Genomic DNA, 18,364 nt, shown 5'->3' on the forward strand with positions numbered 1-18,364 from the left:
GGGCAGGCGCCGTGGCCACTCACGTCTGCCGGCTCTCGAACGTGACCCGGTCGAGGGCGTCGGCGGCCCCGCGGTCCAGCAGGACCGCCGAGGCGCATCCCGCCGGGAGCAGGCCGGTCTCCGTGTCGCGCATCAGCCGGCCGACCGAGCGGCGGTGGCGGGCGAAGGCGTAACCGGAGACGCCGCGTCCACGCTCGCGCTGGCCCTCCCGCGCCACCTCGGGCGTGACGTCGAGCAGGACGAGGTGCAGGATGCGGCCCCGGCGCCGGGCGTCCCGGGCCAGCCAGCGCCGTACCCAGGTCTGCGTGCCGCAGTCGTGGACGACCACGGACTCACCGGATCGCAGTGCCTGCCAGAGCCCGGTGTAGTGGGCGGCCCGGACGAGGGGGCGGTAGAGGGCGTAGGGAAGTAAACGGGGCAGGGCGCGGGCCCAGCGGTCCCGGGTGTCCTGCGAGTCGATGGCCCGGTCCGTCACGGTGCGGCGGATCAGGGTCGACTTGCCGCTGCCGGGCAGCCCGGAGACGACCACCACGTCGCCCGCGGCGAAGTCCAGGCTGCGAGGGCTCCGCCCGCCCCGGCTGCGCAGATCGCGCACGACGGGCGCGTGCGTACCGAATGTTTCACGGACGGGCACCGCCTTCTGCGGTGACACCGCGCCGTGCGCGGCCCCCGCGGTCGTCGCGTAACGCTGCAACGTCGTCGCCTCCCCCTGTCCGGTGACCCATATCTGCCCAAGAAGTGTAAAGAAAAGGTAATGCGGCACAACCGGCCGACCGTCCAGCATCCGTCGGGACCGGACGCCCCACTCTCCCGCATACCGTGCGATGATGACCCCGCCAACTGCATACCGGCCGTTTGAATCCGCGCGGGAGAGTTCCGGACACTGTGTGTGCCGGGCGCCGAAGGAGCAAGTTCCTCCCTTGAATCTCTCAGGCCCCGTACCGCGTGGATGAGGCAGATCTGAAAAGCGAGCCGTTCCGCGGCTCCACCCAAGGTGCAAGCCGACCTCTGCAGGGACGACCCCTTCAGGGCATCTCGGCGAACCTCTCAGGTTCCGATGACAGATGGGGAGGGATCATCCTCTGTCGTCATGCCCTGGAGCCGTATCCATGAGCACTGCCCCGAGCAATGCCCCCCGTCACACCGCGCTGGACACCCTGCACCGTTCGCTGGGCGCGACCATGACCGACTTCGCGGGCTGGGACATGCCGCTGCGCTACGCCAGCGAGCGCGACGAGCACAACGCCGTACGCACCAGGGCCGGTCTCTTCGACCTGTCGCACATGGGCGAGATCACGGTCACCGGCCCGCAGGCGGTCGATCTGCTGGACCACGCGCTCGTCGGCAACATCGGCACGGTCGGCCTCGGCCGGGCCCGCTACACCATGATCTGCCGCGAGGACGGCGGCATCCTGGACGACCTGATCGTCTACCGCCTGGGCAAGACCGAATACCTGGTCGTCGCGAACGCGGGCAACGCGCAGACCGTCCTCGACGCGATCACCGGGCGCGCCGCCGGTTTCGACGCCGTCGTGCGGGACGACCGTGACGCGTACGCGCTGATCGCCGTACAGGGCCCGGAGTCCCCCGGCATCCTCAAGTCCGTCACGGACGCCGACCTGGACGGGTTGAAATACTACGCGGGCCTGCCCGGCACCGTCGCCGGTGTCCCCGCGCTGATCGCGCGTACCGGATACACGGGGGAGGACGGCTTCGAACTGTTCGTCGCCCCCGAGCACGCCGAGCGGCTGTGGAAGGCCCTCACCGAGGCCGGCGCCCCGGCCGGGCTCATCCCCTGCGGGCTCTCCTGCCGCGACACGCTGCGCCTGGAGGCGGGCATGCCGCTGTACGGGCACGAGCTGACCACGGCGCTGACCCCGTTCGACGCGGGTCTCGGCCGGGTCGTGAAGTTCGAGAAGGAGGGCGACTTCGTCGGGCGCGAGGCCCTGCGGGCCGCCGCCGAGCGCGCCGAGACCGCTCCCCCGCGCAAGCTCGTCGGCCTGGTCGCCGAGGGCCGCCGGGTTCCGCGCGCGGGCTTCCCCGTGGTCGTCGGCGGCGAGGTCGTCGGCGAGGTCACCTCGGGCGCCCCTTCGCCCACGCTGGGCAAGCCGGTCGCGATGGCGTACGTGGACGCGGCGCACGCCGCGCCCGGGACCGCGGGCGTCGGAGTCGACATCCGGGGCACCCACGAGCCGTACGAGGTCGTGGCCCTGCCGTTCTACAAGCGCCAGAAGTAACCACTGCGCCGTAAGAGGCACCCGGGACGGTTTCCGAGGGCATCCCGGCGCTCCGGCACTCCCGGCGTGACGCAGTCGCGTCTCACACCGTAAGACCACCGTTCATCAGCACTCCCCCGCGTACAGGAGAATTCAGGTCATGAGCAACCCCCAGCAGCTGCGGTACAGCAAGGAGCACGAGTGGCTGTCGGCCGTCGAGGACGGTGTGGCCACGATCGGCATCACCGAATTCGCCGCCAACGCGCTCGGCGACGTCGTCTACGCCCAGCTCCCCGAGGTCGGTGACACGGTGACCGCGGGCGAGACCTGCGGCGAGCTGGAGTCGACCAAGTCGGTCAGCGATCTGTACTCGCCGGTCACCGGTGAGGTCACCGCGGCCAACCAGGACGTCGTGGACGACCCGTCGCTGGTGAATTCCGCTCCCTTCGAGGGCGGCTGGCTGTTCAAGGTACGCGTCACGGACGAGCCGGAGGACCTGCTCTCCGCCGACGAGTACACCGAGTTCTCCGGCAACTGAGACCCAAGGGACCCCCTGATGTCGCTTCTCAACTCCTCCCTCCACGAGCTGGACCCGGACGTCGCCGCCGCTGTCGACGCCGAGCTCCACCGCCAGCAGTCCACCCTCGAGATGATCGCCTCGGAGAACTTCGCTCCGGTCGCGGTCATGGAGGCGCAGGGCTCCGTCCTCACCAACAAGTACGCCGAGGGCTACCCGGGCCGCCGCTACTACGGTGGCTGCGAGCACGTCGACGTCGTCGAGCAGATCGCGATCGACCGCATCAAGGCGCTGTTCGGCGCCGAGGCCGCGAACGTCCAGCCGCACTCCGGTGCGCAGGCCAACGCCGCCGCGATGTTCGCGCTGCTGAAGCCGGGCGACACGATCATGGGCCTGAGCCTGGCCCACGGCGGTCACCTGACCCACGGCATGAAGATCAACTTCTCCGGCAAGCTCTACAACGTGGTCCCGTACCACGTCGACGAGACCGGCGTCGTGGACATGGCCGAGGTCGAGCGCCTCGCCAAGGAGTCCAAGCCGAAGCTGATCGTCGCGGGCTGGTCCGCCTACCCGCGCCAGCTCGACTTCGCCGCCTTCCGCCGCATCGCGGACGAGGTCGGCGCGTACCTGATGGTCGACATGGCGCACTTCGCCGGCCTGGTCGCGGCGGGTCTGCACCCCAACCCGGTGCCGCACGCCCACGTCGTCACGACCACCACGCACAAGACCCTCGGTGGTCCGCGCGGTGGCGTGATCCTGTCGACGCAGGAGCTCGCCAAGAAGATCAACTCGGCGGTCTTCCCCGGCCAGCAGGGTGGCCCGCTGGAGCACGTGATCGCGGCCAAGGCCGTCTCGTTCAAGATCGCGGCGGGCGAGGAGTTCAAGGAGCGCCAGCAGCGCACCCTGGACGGCGCCCGCATCCTCGCCGAGCGTCTGGTGCAGCCGGACGTCACCGAGGTCGGCGTCTCGGTCCTCTCCGGCGGCACGGACGTGCACCTGGTCCTCGTCGACCTGCGTGACTCCGAGCTGGACGGCCAGCAGGCCGAGGACCGGCTCCATGAGCTGGGCATCACGGTCAACCGGAACGCCATCCCCAACGACCCCCGGCCGCCCATGGTCACCTCGGGTCTGCGGATCGGTACGCCGGCCCTGGCCACCCGCGGTTTCCAGGCCGAGGACTTCACCGAGGTCGCGGAGATCATCGCGTCGGCCCTCAAGCCGTCCTACGACGCGGACGACCTGAAGGCCCGCGTCATCGCGCTGGCCGACAAGTTCCCGCTGTACCCCGGCCTCAAGTAAGACATCCGCAGTTTGCACGTCCGGTGGGGGCACCGCGCACACTGAACAGTGAGCACGGTGCCCTCATCGCTGCCCCGCGCTCCGCGGGCCCGCCGGCCCGTCCCGCACCACCCGGCAGACAACGGCGTCTACCAACCCTCTTAGGAGTCCTCCCGTGGCCATCTCGGTCTTCGACCTCTTCTCGGTCGGCATCGGCCCGTCCAGCTCCCACACCGTCGGCCCGATGCGCGCGGCCCGTATGTTCGCCCGCCGTCTGAAGAACGAGGGCCTGCTGGCCCACACCACTTCGATACGGGCCGAGCTGTACGGTTCGCTCGGCGCCACCGGTCACGGCCACGGCACTCCCAAGGCCGTCCTGCTCGGCCTGGAGGGCGAGTCGCCCCGCACGGTCGACGTCGAAGGTGCCGACGCACGCGTCGAGGAGATCCGTTCCTCCGGGCGCCTCAATCTGCTCGGCATGCACGAGATCGCCTTCGACACCGACGAGCAGCTCGTCCTGCACCGCCGCAAGGCCCTGCCGTACCACGCCAACGGCATGACGATCTTCGCGTACGACCACGAGGGCGCACCGCTCCTGGAGAAGACGTACTACTCGGTCGGCGGCGGCTTCGTCGTGGACGAGGACGCGGTGGCCGGGGAGAACCCGATCGTCCCGGACGACACCGCGCTCAAGCACCCCTTCCGCACCGGTGACGAGCTGCTGCGCCTGGCCCGTGAGACGGGTCTGTCCATCTCCTCACTGATGCTGGAGAACGAGAAGGCGTGGCGCACCGAGGCCGAGATCCGCTCCGGTCTGCTGGACATCTGGCGCGTCATGCAGGCGTGCGTCGCGCGCGGCATGGCGACCGAGGGCATCCTGCCCGGCGGCCTGAAGGTCCGCCGCCGCGCGGCGAACTCCGCCCGTCAGCTGCGCGCCGAGGGCGACCCGCAGGCCCACTCCATGGAGTGGATCACCCTCTACGCGATGGCGGTCAACGAGGAGAACGCGGCGGGCGGCCGGGTCGTCACCGCCCCCACCAACGGCGCCGCGGGCATCATCCCCGCCGTTCTGCACTACTACATGAACTTCGCGGCAGGCGGCTGCACCGAGGCCGAGAAGGAGGACAGCGTCGTACGCTTCCTGCTCTCGGCCGGGGCGATCGGCATGCTGTTCAAGGAGAACGCCTCGATCTCCGGCGCCGAGGTCGGCTGCCAGGGCGAGGTCGGCTCCGCGTGCTCCATGGCGGCGGGCGCTCTCGCCGAGGTGCTCGGCGGCTCGCCCGAGCAGGTGGAGAACGCCGCGGAGATCGGCATGGAGCACAACCTGGGCCTGACCTGCGACCCGGTGGGCGGGCTCGTCCAGATCCCCTGCATCGAGCGCAACGGCATGGCGGCGGTCAAGGCCGTCACCGCGGCCAAGATGGCACTGCGCGGCGACGGCACGCACAAGGTCTCCCTCGACAAGGTCATCAAGACCATGAAGGAGACCGGTGCCGACATGAGCGTCAAGTACAAGGAGACGGCGCGCGGCGGGCTCGCGGTGAACATCATCGAGTGCTGAGGACTTAGCCTCTGATCAGGGGTTTCTCGCCTTTCAGCCCTGTCACGGACTGTCCACCTCGTATGGCGGATCATCCCTGGAAAGTCCCTCTGGCAGAGCTGAAAGTCCCTGAAAAGTCCCTGGCATATCCCCCAGGACAGGTATCTGGCCTGGGCTTCGTAGCATGCACTCAACAACAAATGCCCCTCGGGCAAGCTGCCCGGTGGCTCATCGCAGCGCCGTCCACACGCTGAACCCGCCCTCCGGAAAGCCTAGTTCGGCCTCACGCGCCACGACGGTGACGCCTTGTCTGCGCGCTGCCGCCATGACTTCGGCGTAGGGGTGCCCGATCAGCTCCATGCCCCGGTACACCACTTGTGCGGGCCGGGCCATGACGACGCGTGTCACGCGGTCCTCGGAGTCGTATCCGACAGCCGCACCCACTGACAGAAAATGGTCCTGCGAGACGGGACCGAATTCGGGTTCGGACTCCATGCCGCCGCCGAGCAGTTCACGCACTTCTTCCTTCGGGGACCCCAGCCGAACGACTCCGAAGCCACGGTGAGAATCCACTTCGAAGCTCCCCGGCGCGATTCGCCCTTCCCCTTCGAAGAAGGAGAATTCATAACTCACTCGGGTGCGTGAGGAGATGAGGACGCTGCGGAAGTCCCCCGGAGTGTCCGCATGCGGATTGCCGAGTACGATGCCCATCCCCGGGACAACCCAATCAGAGCCCTTCTGCTCCACGGGGACACCGGCGGATCGGAGCTCCGCCAGTACCTCCGCGTGGGAACGGCCGAGCAGTCCCACGCCTCGCAGACTCAGCTCCGCCGGGGCGGCCACCTCGATTGAACACAGCGAGTCCCTGTCGTCGTATCCCAGGATCATCCCCAACTCGTGATAGGCGTCCGAGAGAACCGGAGCGTATGACGAGCGGCGAAAGATGGACGGCTCCCCCCAGAGCCGCTCTGACGGACTGCCTGGACATCCCGAAGCGCACCTCGGGAAAGCCCTCCAACGGCAGAATCTCCATGTCGATCAAGGTGGCCTCCGGGATTAGGTGATCGGCCGGTTGAACCCGGCCTTGTTTGCGGCTTCGATGAAGTTGGGCAGCTTCGTGACCATCTCATCGATCGCGGCATCGTACTTGCCTGGGAACATCGACTTCACGTTGTCGATGTCCATCTGGAGAGCGTCTGTGAGGCGCCCTTGCTTGAGAAGATACGACTGGTGGGAACGGTGCATCTGTCCGTCGTAACTGCTGCCCCAGCTTTCCGTGGCGTGATGATCGGACTTGTCCATTTGGATGGTCAGACCCTGCCCCTCCGGCATTTTGAAGGCATCCTTGATGGACTGGCTCGCCGACATGTGGTTACGCATCACGCCCTTCTTCGCATGCTGGTCCTTGTACTGGCCACCCCGGTAGGGCCCACCGGTGACGGCGCAGGCGCCCTGGACCGGCGGGTTGGCGTTGTGGACCAGCGCCATAGGGCCGGCGACGTACACGAAGTAGGTGTGGACTCCATCGACCGTGAGGTTGTAAACCCTCTGGATCCGTCGTAGACCGTCTCCGACGTGTAGTCGGTCGCGTCGGTCGTCGTCTCGACACCGCGCGGGCTGATCTCCTTCGTCTGATTGCCGACCTCGTCCAGCGAGCGCCTGATCAACTACCCCACGCAGTACGCCAAAGCCCTCGTCATCAACTTCAACCGATGGCCCGCCGTCCCAGGCCGCGGCGCCGGTATCTTCCTCCACGTCAACGGCAACGGCGCCACCGCCGGCTGCGTGTCCGTGCCGCGCCCGACCATGGACCGGATCATGAGCTGGGTCACGCCGTCCAGCCACCCGCGCATCGCCATCGGCTGACCAACCGCCCGGCCTCCAGCGACGCGCCGGGTCCCCTCCCGAGGAGGGTCCCGGCTCCTCTTCTCCGGCCCGCACGTGGCCGCCCCGCACCCGGAAGCAGTCATGAAGACCAACACGTCACGCCGTCTCGCGCCCGCCGTCACCGCGGCCGCCCTGCTCGCCGGCCTCACCACCGGCTGTTCGAGCGAAAGTCCCGCACCCGCCAAGGCCGAGCCTTCCCTGCCCTCCGCAGCGGAAAGTCCCTGGAATCTCCCTGAGACAGGCATGGAAGTCCCTCAAGAGTCCCTGGGACTTCCATGCCGAGCGAGGGGTGATCCTGGACGCGGAAGGCGTCTTCGTGCTGCCCGGCTCCCGCAGCCGGCTGAAAAGGTACGGGCTGGGCGCACCGGAAAGCGAGGCCTGTCGTGAGAGTCCGCCTACGATCCGTCGTCGTGCCGGTACGCCGCCGGACCGCGGGGAGGGAGCGGGGATGTCCGAGCTGGAGCGGATCATGGCTCGCCGGAGCGAGCTGGACGTGCGCGCCGAGGAACTGGGCGAGCGACTCTTGAGGAGGTTCAGGCGGAGCGAGAGGAACTCGCGATCGCCGAACGGGTGCCGCACCGGCTGGCCGAACAGGACCGCATCGAGGCGGAGCCGCCGCTGCGGTGGCTCCGGTGAAAGCGCAGGTGGCGGGGCGTGCGGTGCTACTGATCCGGCGCCGCGGCGAGGCCCCGGACGAGACCGCGCTGCCCGGTGACTACCGCCAGATCGTTCGGGCCGCCGACAGCCTGGTGCAGGTCAGGACGGTGGGCGAAGAACTGGGACTGGAGGTAGCGGTGCGCGGGAAGCTGGAGCCGCTGCGGGCGAAGATGACCAAGCTCGCCGATCGCGGCTGGCTGCACAAACGGCCCGACGGGAAGTTCACCGCCCGCCGGTAGCCACGCCGGGACGAGGGGCAGCTGGCCGGGGCATGACCAGCGGGCCCCGGCGGCAAATGAGTTTGGTGGCCGAATGCCAAGTACAAGGAGACGGCGCGCTGGCGGTCAACATCATCGAGTGCTGAGGTTCTAGTTGCACGGTGGCGAACAGTTCCGATGTCGAGCACAAGGAGCACGCCGAAAGGGAGCCGAAGCCGGAACCCATCGGCCGCACGCGCGAACGCATTCCACTGTTGCCGGCGTCACCGAAGACGCCCGAACATCAACTCGAACAAGGCAGGGCCTCGCTCGAAGCGCACGTCGCCGCCGGTACCCGGTGCTGTCCTCGCCCAGGTCGCCGGCAGACACGACCCGGCGGCAGCGCGTCCTTCCGGCCGGCTCGCGGTGCACAGCCGCCCAGTCGGAGTACGACAGCTACGGCGGGAACAGGCCAGCCCCACGTCGCTCGGCCGAAAAGGGGAGCCCGTGTCCGCAGTGAGGTAGCTTGCCTTTTCGTGATCGCCCGAAAAGACGTCTCGCCAGGCACGTACCGGGGCGGCCACGACAGGAGGGAAGGGCTATTCCATGCGGAACAGAGGAATGGACGAACTGGGTGAGGCGCTGGCCGCTGCGGAGGCCGCCCCGCCGGTGGAATCCGTCGACGTCATCGCCACAACTCTGCGAAGGCAGCTCGGCGCCCGGTCGGTGTCGTTCCTGATCACCGACTTCACCGGCGCCTCCGTCGTCCGCCTGGGCACCGCGGACGACATCGACCTGGAGCGTCCCGCAGATCCGATCGCCGTCTCCGGCACCGTCTACGACAGGGTGATACGGGCCCAGCAACCGCATGTGGAGGCCATAGAGGGCAGTGCTTGGACGCGGGTGATCGCACCGGTCACCAATCGCGGGGACGCGCTCGGGCTGCTGGAGCTTCATCTGCCCCACCACCCCGGCCCGGACACCCTGCTGAAAATCAGCCGGAGCGCCCACGCCCTGTCCTACATCATCATCGCGAACCGGCCCTTCACCGACCTGTACCAGTGGGGCCGCCGCACCACTCCGCTGAGCCTGGCCGCCGAGATCCAGTACCAGCTGTTGCCCAGCTCCCTGGCCTGCGAGGCCGCCCAGTTCGCGGTCGCCGGGGCCTTGGAGCCGGCCGAGCATGTCGGCGGCGACACCTTCGACTACGTCATAGACCGCGACCACGTCCAACTGTCCGTCACCGACGCCATGGGCCACGACGTCGACGCCGCCCTCCTGGCCACCCTGCTGGTCGGCGCGCTGCGCCGCGCACGCAGGCAGGGAGCCGGCCTCGCCGAACAAGCACGGATCGCCGACCAGGCCGTCGCCGAGCACAGCGGCGGCCGCTACGTCACCGGGCAACTGCTGCGGATCAGCCTGCACGACGGTCAAACCGAGTTCGTCAACGCCGGCCATCCCTGGCCCCTGCGCCTGCGCGCCGGGAAGGTCGAGGAGATCAAGCCGGCCATCGACATGCCCTTCGGCTTCCTGGCCCCGCACACCTACACGGTCCAGCGCCTGGACCTGCGGGACGGGGACCGGCTGATCATGCTCACCGACGGAATGCAGGAGCGCAGCGCCGCGCATCTCGATCTGCCGGCCCTCATCGAGAGCACTCAGGACCTGCACCCGCGGGAGGCCGCTCGTGTCCTCATCGAGCACGTCGTCAGTGCCCATGACGGCCTCCTTCACGACGACGCGACCGTGATGTGCCTGGACTGGTACGGCACCGAGTCCACCCGCCGCGACGCCGACCACGGCGCTGACGTCATCGACGCCTCCCCCACGGCCGGACAGCACACCGCACCCCCAGGGCCCGCAGATCCCAGAAAGTGAAGTCTCCCGGCCAGGTTCATCCCAGGACCGGGACCGGACAGGCGCCCTCGGCGCCGTCAGCGACAAGACCTCGTCACCACCCCTGCCCGGACCATGGGCGACTTCGGCCACTGCGACCGCTGACCCGTAGCCGCGCCGAGACACCTCGGCAGCGGTGAGGGTCCGACCGGTGCACCCGGTCGGACCCTCATCGCTGCTTGTCGGCGGCTCGCGCCTGCCCATCGGTCAGGCGGCCACAGAGGCGCCGAGCGCCGCGGACGCGCGCTGCAACGGGCTGAGAACGCGGGTGGGGGCGGAGGCCTTGGGAAGGTCTCGGCAGGTGAAGCCGAGTTGCGCCATGGCCCGCAGGACTTCGCCGGCGCTGAAGTCGCGGCGGTCCTGGCGTGTGACGACCTGTCCGACCTGCTTGACGGGGTAGGTGCGTCGGCCGATGATCACGGACTCGCCGGAAACCCGCTCGGGCTTGATGCCGTTCATCGATTCCAGGACGCCGCTCCTCGTGAGGTCGAACGGGAAGCGGGCGATGACACAGCGCATGATGCCTCACAAGGAGAGGAGAGGAGAAAAGAGGGTTGTGTCGCGGTGAGGCAGTTCAGCCGGCAAGGGCGAGGATGCCCGAAGTGCTGAATCGTGCGTCGGCGGCGGGCAGCGCATAGAGCAAGCCGCCGCGCTTTGCATGCTCGGCTTGACGCATCGTGGTCACGGGCGGGGTGGGCGGCCTGCGGTCGCCGAGGATGTCGCGCAGCTGAACCCGGTCGGTGTAGTCGGGGCTGTCGCGTACTGCGGCGAGCTGTGCCCATGTGACCAGCTGGGTGCACGGGCCGTAGGGGTCGCAGACAAGCAGGTGCCCGGTGCGGGCACTGACCATGACAGACAGCGCGACCTCGACAGTCATGTCGTCACAGACCTGAGGTCCGCCTGTGCCCTTGGCTTTGGCCGCCGCCGTGTGCCCGAGGGTGGCACTGGCCGAGCGGGATTGCATCTGAACCAGCGTCAACGTGTGTCTCCTGCGGAGGTTGGGCAGTTTCCTGATCACGAGGGTTCTAGGCCGCCGCATCGAAGGAGGACTGATGCGCGGTCACGCGCCGTGCAGCCGAGGCGGGGCTGCGCCGTCCGCGTGAGGAGGCGCCGCGCTGACGACGCTCGACCACCGGCGCGGTGATCGTCACGGGAATACCGGAAGGGGTCTGGGCGCCGGTGATCCGACCGAGTGCCTCTTCGCCGGAGCGGACCTGGGTGGTCTGGGGCACGATGCCGGCGGCGGTCATGAGGTGGGTCATGTCGCGGCGCTGGTTGGGAGTGACCAGGGTGACGACGCTGCCGGACTCCCCGGCCCGCGCGGTTCGGCCGCCGCGGTGGAGGTAGTCCTTGTGATCGGTCGGCGGGTCGACGTTGACGACGAGGTCGAGGTTGTCGACGTGGATACCGCGGGCGGCGACGTTCGTGGCCACCAGCACGGTGACGTGCCCGGTCTTGAACTGGGCCAGGGTGCGGGTGCGCTGCGGCTGGGACTTGCCGCCGTGCAGGGCCGCGGCCCGTACACCGCTGGCCAGCAGGTGATCGGTGAGCTTGTCCACGGCCCGCTTGGTGTCCAGGAACATGATCACCCGGCCCTCGCGCGCCGCGATCTCGGTCGTCGTCCGGTGCTTGTCGGCGCCGTGGACGTGCAGGACGTGGTGCTCCATCGTGGTGACCGCGCCTGCGGACGGATCGACGGAGTGGACGACCGGGTCGGTGAGATAGCGGCGGACCAGGCGGTCGACGTTGCGGTCGAGGGTGGCGGAGAACAGCATCCGCTGGCCCTCGGGGCGGACCTGGTCGAGCAGCGCGGTGACCTGGGGCATGAAGCCCATGTCGGCCATCTGGTCGGCCTCGTCCAGGACGGTGATCGCGACCTGGTTGAGCCGGCAGTCACCGCGGTCGATGAGGTCCTTGAGCCGGCCCGGCGTCGCAACGACGACCTCGGCACCGCCACGCAGCGCGTTGGCCTGCCTCCCGATCGACATTCCGCCGACGACGGTGGCCAGGCGCAGCCTCACCGAGCGGGCATAAGGGGCCAGGGCGTCGGTCACCTGTTGTGCCAGCTCACGCGTCGGCACGAGGACGAGGGCCAGGGGCTGGCGGGGCTCGGCCCGCTGACCGGCGGTGCGGGCGAGCAGCGCCAGGCCGAAGGCGAGGGTCTTGCCTGAGCCGGTTCGCCCGCGTCCCAGGGCGTCGCGGCCCGCCAGGGTGTTGGGCAGGGTCGCACCCTGGATCGGGAACGGAACACTCACGCCCTGCGCGGTCAGTGCGACCAGCAGCTCCCCGGGCATGTCGAGGTCGGCGAACGCCTCGACCGCGGGCAGCGCGGGAGTGACCGTGACCGGCAGGGCGAACTCGCCCTGGACGGCGGCGGGCCGCCGACCCTGGCCGCCCGAACGGACCGGACCGCCGGAACCCCTCGGGGCGGACGAGCCGGAGCGGCTGCCCCGGCCTGTACCCGCGCCCGAGTCGACGGTGCGGCTGCGGGAGGATCGGCTGTTCGTACGTGTGGGGTTCATTCAGAACCTTCCTTGATACGGCACGTATCAAGGAATTCCCGCAGCGGGAGAACAGCGCGGGGAATCACAAGAACGGGCCGAACAGAATGCGAAGTTGATCGGACGTGCGGTTGCCCCCGGAAGGGGATGCAGCCCATGAATTGGGCGACGTCATCTGGACGAGGAATCCAGGACGGCGCCGGGGTGCAGCTCCGATGGAGCAGTCGCTTGCGGAGAAGACTCCGCGGGAGGCGGTTTCCCCGCAGGTGACACCACTGCGGAGAATGCCCGTAGCCGGGGCCCACACCCGAGGGATGCGGGCCCAGCTACGTCAGCGTCAGGCGGGGACGATGTTCTCGGCCATCGGGCCCTTCTGGCCCGGCGCGATGTCGAAGGTGACCTTCTGACCCGCGAGCAGCTCAAGAAAGCCCTGGGCGGCGACGTTCGAGAAGTGGGCGAACACGTCAGCGCCGCCACCGTCCTGCTCGATGAAGCCGAAACCCTTGGCTGCGTTGAACCACTTCACAGTGCCTGACGCCATGTCATGTCTCCTTTGGGGGCAGTACGTCGGGATCCGATATGCACGGATGCCGCGTCGCCGCGATGATGCCCCGCCCGGAGGAAACCGGAAATACAATGAAGCTTTCCCTGGCCGAAAATGCCGACTAAGAAGCTTGAAGTTTTGGGAACCACAACTGCAACTGAGATGGACAGTAGCATGCCGTAATGGTCCGCGTACGGTGAATAATTCCACGCTCTCCGCTACGGTAAAAACACTCCCTGCACTGCGCATTGAACCCTCACTTCGTGACCGTAGATATTGGTCCACCCGGAGTGCAGGGTCGTAGGAGAACCACCACCCTTGAGGGCCAGGTAACACCGGGTGTGGAGCCGGCGCGGGGCTCCGGCCCACCGGACACGGAACGCGATGCCGGCCAACGCGCCCGCCCAGACGGTCCACAGCAGCACGGACCGCTGGTTCGGCTGCAGGAGGAACACGGCCAGGGGGGTGCGGGATCCGGCTTCCACCTCCGCCGGCGTCTGTCACCACTACGACTGCCCGACCCATCGCCTGCAGGCACAAGAAGGCACACCGTTCTTCAGGCTGGGCCGTCACGGCGACATTGCGCAAAGAGCAAAGAGCAAGGAGCAAGGAGCAAGGAAGAATCCCAGGTCACGGGCATTGCGTTCTAGGGTTCCTTGAGCCGCCTTATGGATTCCAACCCGAGAACGTGAAGTACAAGGAGACCGCGCGCGGCGGGCTCGCGGTGAACATCATCGAGTGCTGAGGCCGCGGACGGACGGGGCTCCGGCCGCCGCCGGAGCCCCGTCCCGGATCAGCTGGTGGGGAAGCTGTCGGGGGTACTGATCCGGTTCTTGAGCAGGGCCCCTGACTCGGTCAGCACACCACTGCTGCTGTAGTCGCTGCCGTTGCAGGTCCCGGGCCTGAAGGCCGCGCTGCTCTCATCGGCGTCGGAGTAGGTCCAGTTCGCGTAGCCGATCTTCAGCTGGTCGAGCAGGTCCAGCCAGGCCGTGGTGCTCGCCCGGTCCATCGCCCCACCGCCGGTGGCGCTGACCGTGCCGAACTCGGTGACGAACAGCGGCAGCTTCGAGGCCGCCCGGCTCAGCGTGGCGCGGTAGGAGTCCTTGTGGCTCGCGGCGTAGAAGTGGAACGCATACATGATGTTGGTGGCATTGACGGGGGCGTTGACGACCTCGCTCTCGTTGGAGCCGTCCGAGACACCCAGCGAGGACCAGCCGCGGGTGCCGACGATGACGACGGCGTCCGGGTCGGCCGCCCGGATCACCGGGATGACCTGCTCGGCGTAGCTCTTGATGGCCGCCCAGCTCACGCCGTTCGGCTCGTTGGCGATCTCGTAGATCACGTTCTTCTTGTCGGCGTTGCGGGCCGCGACGGACGCGAAGAAGGTCTTGGCGCGGTCGAGGTTGTGGTTCGGGTCACCCGGCGTCAGGGTGTGGAAGTCGATCATCGCGTACATGCCGCGCGCCTCGGCCATGTCGACGAGGCCGTTCACCCGGCTGGTGAAGCCCGCCGGGTCGGTCTCGTAGCCGCTCTCCTGCACGTACATGGCGACACGCAGCAGGTCCGACTTCCAGTCCTTCGCCAGCGCGTCCACGGACGCGGCGTTGTAGCACTTGCTGAACCACTGGATGCCGTGCGTGCTCATCCCCCGCAGCTGTACGGGGCGGTTGTACTGGTTGCACAGGTTCACGCCGCAGACGTGGAGCTTTCCGTTGACGTCCACCGGGGTACCGGTGCCCGGGACGGGCGGGTCGACGGGCGGCGGCTCTTCGACGGAGCCCGTACAGGCGACGCCGTTGAGTGTGAACGCCGTGGGCTTCGGGTTGGCGCCCGTGAAGGAACCGACCATCCCCAGATCGGCCGACGCACCGGTGGCCAGTGAGCGGTTCCAGTCGACACCGACGGCGGTGGCCGTGGAACCGGACTGCGACCAGGTGGCGTTCCAGCCCTGCACGACCTTCTGCCCCGCGTCGGGCATCGTGAACTTCAGCGTCCATCCGTTGACGGGTTCGCCCAGGTTGGTGACCTTCACTCCGGCCTGGAAACCACCCTGCCACTGGCTGGTGACCGTGTAGTCGACCTTGCATCCGGTGGCAGCCATCGCCGGGGGACTGGACAGGGCCGAGAGGCCCAGGACCGTCGCACAGGTCGCCAGTAGAGCCAAAAAGCGTTTCACAGCATTCCTCCTGGTACGAAGTGGGAACGACACGGGGGGAGCGCTCCCGAAGGACGTCGGCACGAGCCCGTGCGCCCGGGTCCGGGCCGGCCGCTCATCGTCGTGATGCCGTCGCGCAGGCCCTGTCATTCAGGCGGAAGACCTGCGGGTCGTTCACCAGACCGGTGGGCAGGCCGTTGAAGCCGAACCGCACGGTGCCGCCGGGCGCGAGAGCGGCGTTCCAGCTCAGGGCCTCCGCGGTGACCAGGGGGCCGGTCTGCCGGAGATCCGCGCCCCAGGTGTCGGTCACCCGCTGCTGGTCGGCGAACGTCCATTCCAGCCGCCAGGGCCGGACGGACTGGGCGCCGGTGTTCTTCACCACGACCTGGGTGGTGAAGCCGTTGCCCCAGCGCTGCGAGGTGTAGGTGACCTCGCACTGCGCCTTCACGGGCGCGCCGCCGCCCAGATCGTCCACGTAGGACGCGACCCAGGCGAGCGGGGCGTTCCAGTTGACGGTGATCTCGTTCGTGGCCCAGGACTCGATGTCGTCGATGTAGCACATCGCCGGTGCGCAGCCCTTCAGCTTGGCCTGCGCGACCGGGTCCTCGATGGAGGCGTTCGGTCCACCGGCCAGCGATCCGGGGGCGGGGTTCGGCAGGGCCGGGTCGAGCTGGTGGGCCCAGAACCGGTGGTGCTGGTTGCGTGAGTCCCGCTCGCCGTATCCGGTGACGTAGGACTGGTTCAGCGCGTTGCGGCCCATCAGGTAGTCCAGTCCGCGCAGTACCGCGTCACGGTAGACCGTCCTGCCGGTGAGGTCGTGCGCCGATCCCAGGACGACCATGTTGTTGGCGACCTGGCTGTTCGAACCCCACACGTAGTGCCCGTTGTCGGGCGCGTACGGAAGACCGTACGCGGCCTCGGCCGAGTCGGCCGCGTAGCCGTCGGCGGCTTCGGTCACCATGCCCCGCACCGTGGCGAGTTGTTCGGTGGACAGCTTGCTCGGCACGGTCGAGAGGTTCAGGGCGCCGAGCCCGGCGACCGACCCCCAGGACATGCCGCCGCTCGGGAAGACCATGTCGGTGTCGCCGTGCAGCGGGGAGTCGAGGACCGCGAGGCGGTACACGTCCTCGCCGGTGGTGAGGAAGAGCTCCGCCGCAGCCCAGTAGAACTCGTCCCGCACGTCGTTGTCGCTGTAGGCGCCGCCGCCCGTGCCGTCCTGCGGATCGGCGAGAACGGCCGGGTGGGCCTTGGCCGCGGTCCACGCCGTCCGCGCGGCCGACCGGCACTGCGCGGCGAAGTCCGCGTCGTAGACCTGGAAGAGGCGGGCGCACTGGGCGGCGGTGGCCGCCAGGTTGAGGGTGGCCGCCGTGGTCGGCGGGTGCAGCTCCCGGGGCTGGGGGTCACGGTCCGGCCGGAGCGGCAGTCCGGTCCACGCCTTGTCGTGCAGCTTGTGGTGGGCCATGCCGGCCAGCGGCTCCCCCGCCGGCACCTGCATCCGCATGAGGAACTCCAGCTCCCAGCGGGCCTCGTCGAGGATGTCGGGGGTGGCGTTCGCGTGCTCGGGCAGCCGGAGCGCGCCGTCACCGAGCGGGCCCGCGTCGGCGTTCTCCTCGTACAGGGTCCGCTCGAAGACGGACATCAGCTGGGCGACGGAGATCCCGCCGTTGACGACGTACTTGCCGTGGTCACCGGCGTCGTACCAGCCCCCCGCCGCGTCGAGGCGGTAGTCGCACACACCGGGCTGGCAGGGCACGTCGTTGTCGCCCTGGTTGGGGCTCACCCCCACATGGCCGGCCGGCCGCGCGTACTCCTCCCCCACGATGTCCGCGTCGATCTCGATGCCGCTGCGGTTGTGGTAGAAGTACGCGAGCGCGTCGGTGCGCAGCGAGTCGTAGAGGTCGTCGCCGATGGCGAAGGGCTCGCTCCTCTCCCCCGCGACCGTGACGGTGTAGCCCTCCCCGGCGGTGGTCACCGCGCCGAAGTCGAAGGTGTGGACGTTCTGCCGCGAGGCCGTGTCCACGCCCGCCGGAGTGGTGGTACCGCCGGCCAGACGTGTCCCGTCCGCCGCGTCCAGCGTCCAGGGCAGCGGGTCGGTCCCCTCGGTGACGACGGTGCCGCTCTTGGGACCGTGGGTGAGGTATCCGACCTGGTTGACCCGGACCGGCGACCCGGTGTCCGGTTCGTACGGCGGTGGCGCGGTCCCGCCGCGCAGCGATACGTCATCGACGCAGAAGGTGAGCGCCTGGGCGCTGCCCCCCATCTGGAAGGCGAGTTGCGCGGCCTCGTGGTCGGCTCCGGCGGTGAAGGTCTCGGTGACGCGTTCCGCGGTCGTACCGACCGGCTGCGCGGTGGAGAGTTCCGTGCTCCACGGTTCGGTCGCCATCTGCACGTTGGTGCGGATGGTGACCGGCACGGTGGACGTCGCCGTGTAGCTCAGGGTGTATCCCTCGCCGGCGGTGAGGGCGAGCCCGTTCTGTCCGACGATGGCGTCCCACGCGTTGGCCGTGCCCGCGGGGACGTCGGCGCACAGGCGTCCGTCCACGACGGCGACGGGACTGTTGGCGGTCGACCACCACGGGGCGCTGCCTGCGGAGAAGTCCCCGTTGACGATGACCTCGGGGGCCTCACCGGCGGGTTCGGCCGCACCAGCGGGTGCGGCCAGGATGCCGGCCAGCAGCCCGGTGGTGGCCGCGACGCCCGCTAGCACGCCGGCGCGTCCGGAGCGGCCCGGTCGGTGGAACATACGGGACGGACGAGAAGTAAGAGGCTGAGGTCGCGGCACACTGAAGTCCTTACGGGAGGGGGAAAGGCACGCAGTGACGGGAGCACCGGCGGTGCGTCCGGTGGGGCACAACCCTAGTGGGAGCGCTCCCAATCTCGGGGGTCGTGAGACGCGCCGTCAAGCCGTTGGACAGGATTCGCCGCCGCCACCGCGTTTCCTGACGGCCCGCCAGGACCTGTGGCCACATACCTGCC

Annotated in this window: 15 protein-coding genes, 1 pseudogene and 1 riboswitch; of the genes and pseudogenes, 7 read left to right on the plus strand and 9 right to left on the minus strand. The window is 68.9% G+C overall.

The features are described 5' to 3' along the window. Window positions 1-19 precede the first annotated feature (19 nt). Entirely contained in the window at window positions 20-694 is a 675-nt protein-coding gene (locus tag F0344_RS09425; protein ID WP_258049802.1) for an AAA family ATPase, read from the minus strand. A gap of 162 nt (window positions 695-856) precedes the next feature. Further along, window positions 857-954: riboswitch (glycine riboswitch) on the plus strand. Window positions 955-1,109: 155 nt separating this feature from the next. Here F0344_RS09425 and gcvT point away from each other — a divergent pair. From gcvT to F0344_RS09445, 4 genes are all read left to right on the plus strand, one after another. Then, window positions 1,110-2,237: a glycine cleavage system aminomethyltransferase GcvT gene (gene gcvT, locus F0344_RS09430; RefSeq protein WP_185298347.1), complete on the plus strand. Its 1,128-nt coding sequence runs from the start codon at window positions 1,110-1,112 to the stop codon at window positions 2,235-2,237. A gap of 139 nt (window positions 2,238-2,376) precedes the next feature. Further along, window positions 2,377-2,754: a glycine cleavage system protein GcvH gene (gene gcvH, locus F0344_RS09435; protein ID WP_185298348.1), complete on the plus strand. Its 378-nt coding sequence runs from the start codon at window positions 2,377-2,379 to the stop codon at window positions 2,752-2,754. Between the two features lie 18 nt (window positions 2,755-2,772). Then, window positions 2,773-4,032 carry a serine hydroxymethyltransferase gene (gene glyA, locus F0344_RS09440; protein WP_185298349.1) on the plus strand — a complete coding sequence of 420 codons (1,260 nt, stop codon included), beginning with the start codon at window positions 2,773-2,775 and terminating at the stop codon, window positions 4,030-4,032. Window positions 4,033-4,186: 154 nt separating this feature from the next. Further along, window positions 4,187-5,572 (plus strand): L-serine ammonia-lyase, encoded by a 1,386-nt coding sequence (locus F0344_RS09445; RefSeq protein WP_185298350.1) that lies wholly within the window; start codon window positions 4,187-4,189, stop codon window positions 5,570-5,572. Window positions 5,573-5,779: 207 nt separating this feature from the next. Here F0344_RS09445 and F0344_RS09450 read toward each other — a convergent pair whose 3' ends face one another. Beyond that, entirely contained in the window at window positions 5,780-6,124 is a 345-nt protein-coding gene (locus F0344_RS09450; RefSeq protein WP_185298351.1) for a hypothetical protein, read from the minus strand. A gap of 483 nt (window positions 6,125-6,607) precedes the next feature. Then, window positions 6,608-7,057, minus strand: coding sequence for a hypothetical protein (locus F0344_RS09455; RefSeq protein ID WP_185298352.1), 450 nt, complete (start codon window positions 7,055-7,057; stop codon window positions 6,608-6,610). A 144-nt stretch (window positions 7,058-7,201) separates the two neighbouring features. Here F0344_RS09455 and F0344_RS09460 point away from each other — a divergent pair. From F0344_RS09460 to F0344_RS09470, 3 genes and pseudogenes are all read left to right on the plus strand, one after another. Further along, a pseudogene (locus F0344_RS09460) lies at window positions 7,202-7,417 on the plus strand (L,D-transpeptidase family protein); the annotation flags it as partial. A gap of 653 nt (window positions 7,418-8,070) precedes the next feature. Continuing rightward, the gene (locus F0344_RS09465; protein WP_258049803.1) at window positions 8,071-8,334 is read left to right on the plus strand and encodes a hypothetical protein; all 264 of its coding nucleotides are present in this window, start codon (window positions 8,071-8,073) and stop codon (window positions 8,332-8,334) included. Window positions 8,335-8,898: 564 nt separating this feature from the next. Then, window positions 8,899-10,170, plus strand: a complete 1,272-nt coding sequence (locus tag F0344_RS09470; RefSeq protein WP_185298353.1) for a PP2C family protein-serine/threonine phosphatase — start codon at window positions 8,899-8,901, stop codon at window positions 10,168-10,170. Between the two features lie 225 nt (window positions 10,171-10,395). Here the strand turns inward: F0344_RS09470 and F0344_RS09475 are convergent, their stop codons facing one another. The 6 genes from F0344_RS09475 to F0344_RS09500 all read right to left on the minus strand — a co-directional run bounded on the left by F0344_RS09475 (window position 10,396) and on the right by F0344_RS09500 (window position 18,131). Continuing rightward, window positions 10,396-10,707, minus strand: coding sequence for an SCO5918 family protein (locus F0344_RS09475; RefSeq protein ID WP_185298354.1), 312 nt, complete (start codon window positions 10,705-10,707; stop codon window positions 10,396-10,398). A gap of 55 nt (window positions 10,708-10,762) precedes the next feature. Continuing rightward, window positions 10,763-11,167 (minus strand): hypothetical protein, encoded by a 405-nt coding sequence (locus F0344_RS09480; protein WP_374940077.1) that lies wholly within the window; start codon window positions 11,165-11,167, stop codon window positions 10,763-10,765. 46 nt (window positions 11,168-11,213) lie between these two features. Then, window positions 11,214-12,710 carry a DEAD/DEAH box helicase gene (locus tag F0344_RS09485; RefSeq protein ID WP_185298355.1) on the minus strand — a complete coding sequence of 499 codons (1,497 nt, stop codon included), beginning with the start codon at window positions 12,708-12,710 and terminating at the stop codon, window positions 11,214-11,216. Between the two features lie 316 nt (window positions 12,711-13,026). Beyond that, window positions 13,027-13,230: a cold-shock protein gene (locus F0344_RS09490; RefSeq protein ID WP_185298356.1), complete on the minus strand. Its 204-nt coding sequence runs from the start codon at window positions 13,228-13,230 to the stop codon at window positions 13,027-13,029. A gap of 796 nt (window positions 13,231-14,026) precedes the next feature. Beyond that, complete coding sequence (locus F0344_RS09495) at window positions 14,027-15,409, minus strand: cellulase family glycosylhydrolase (protein ID WP_185298357.1); 1,383 nt, start codon at window positions 15,407-15,409, stop codon at window positions 14,027-14,029. A 94-nt stretch (window positions 15,410-15,503) separates the two neighbouring features. Next, window positions 15,504-18,131 (minus strand): glycoside hydrolase family 9 protein, encoded by a 2,628-nt coding sequence (locus F0344_RS09500; RefSeq protein ID WP_185298358.1) that lies wholly within the window; start codon window positions 18,129-18,131, stop codon window positions 15,504-15,506. Window positions 18,132-18,364: the final 233 nt, after the last annotated feature.

This window comes from Streptomyces finlayi (genome assembly GCF_014216315.1).
GTDB lineage: Bacteria > Actinomycetota > Actinomycetes > Streptomycetales > Streptomycetaceae > Streptomyces > Streptomyces finlayi_A.

Coding starts and splice junctions, on each gene's coding strand:
- gcvT (WP_185298347.1), top strand. CDS start 1,110: ATGAGCACTGCCCCGAGCAATGCCCCCCGTCACACCGCGCTGGACACC.
- gcvH (WP_185298348.1), top strand. CDS start 2,377: ATGAGCAACCCCCAGCAGCTGCGGTACAGCAAGGAGCACGAGTGGCTG.
- glyA (WP_185298349.1), top strand. CDS start 2,773: ATGTCGCTTCTCAACTCCTCCCTCCACGAGCTGGACCCGGACGTCGCC.
- F0344_RS09470 (WP_185298353.1), top strand. CDS start 8,899: ATGCGGAACAGAGGAATGGACGAACTGGGTGAGGCGCTGGCCGCTGCG.
- F0344_RS09475 (WP_185298354.1), bottom strand. CDS start 10,707: ATGCGCTGTGTCATCGCCCGCTTCCCGTTCGACCTCACGAGGAGCGGC.
- F0344_RS09485 (WP_185298355.1), bottom strand. CDS start 12,710: ATGAACCCCACACGTACGAACAGCCGATCCTCCCGCAGCCGCACCGTC.
- F0344_RS09490 (WP_185298356.1), bottom strand. CDS start 13,230: ATGGCGTCAGGCACTGTGAAGTGGTTCAACGCAGCCAAGGGTTTCGGC.
- F0344_RS09500 (WP_185298358.1), bottom strand. CDS start 18,131: ATGTTCCACCGACCGGGCCGCTCCGGACGCGCCGGCGTGCTAGCGGGC.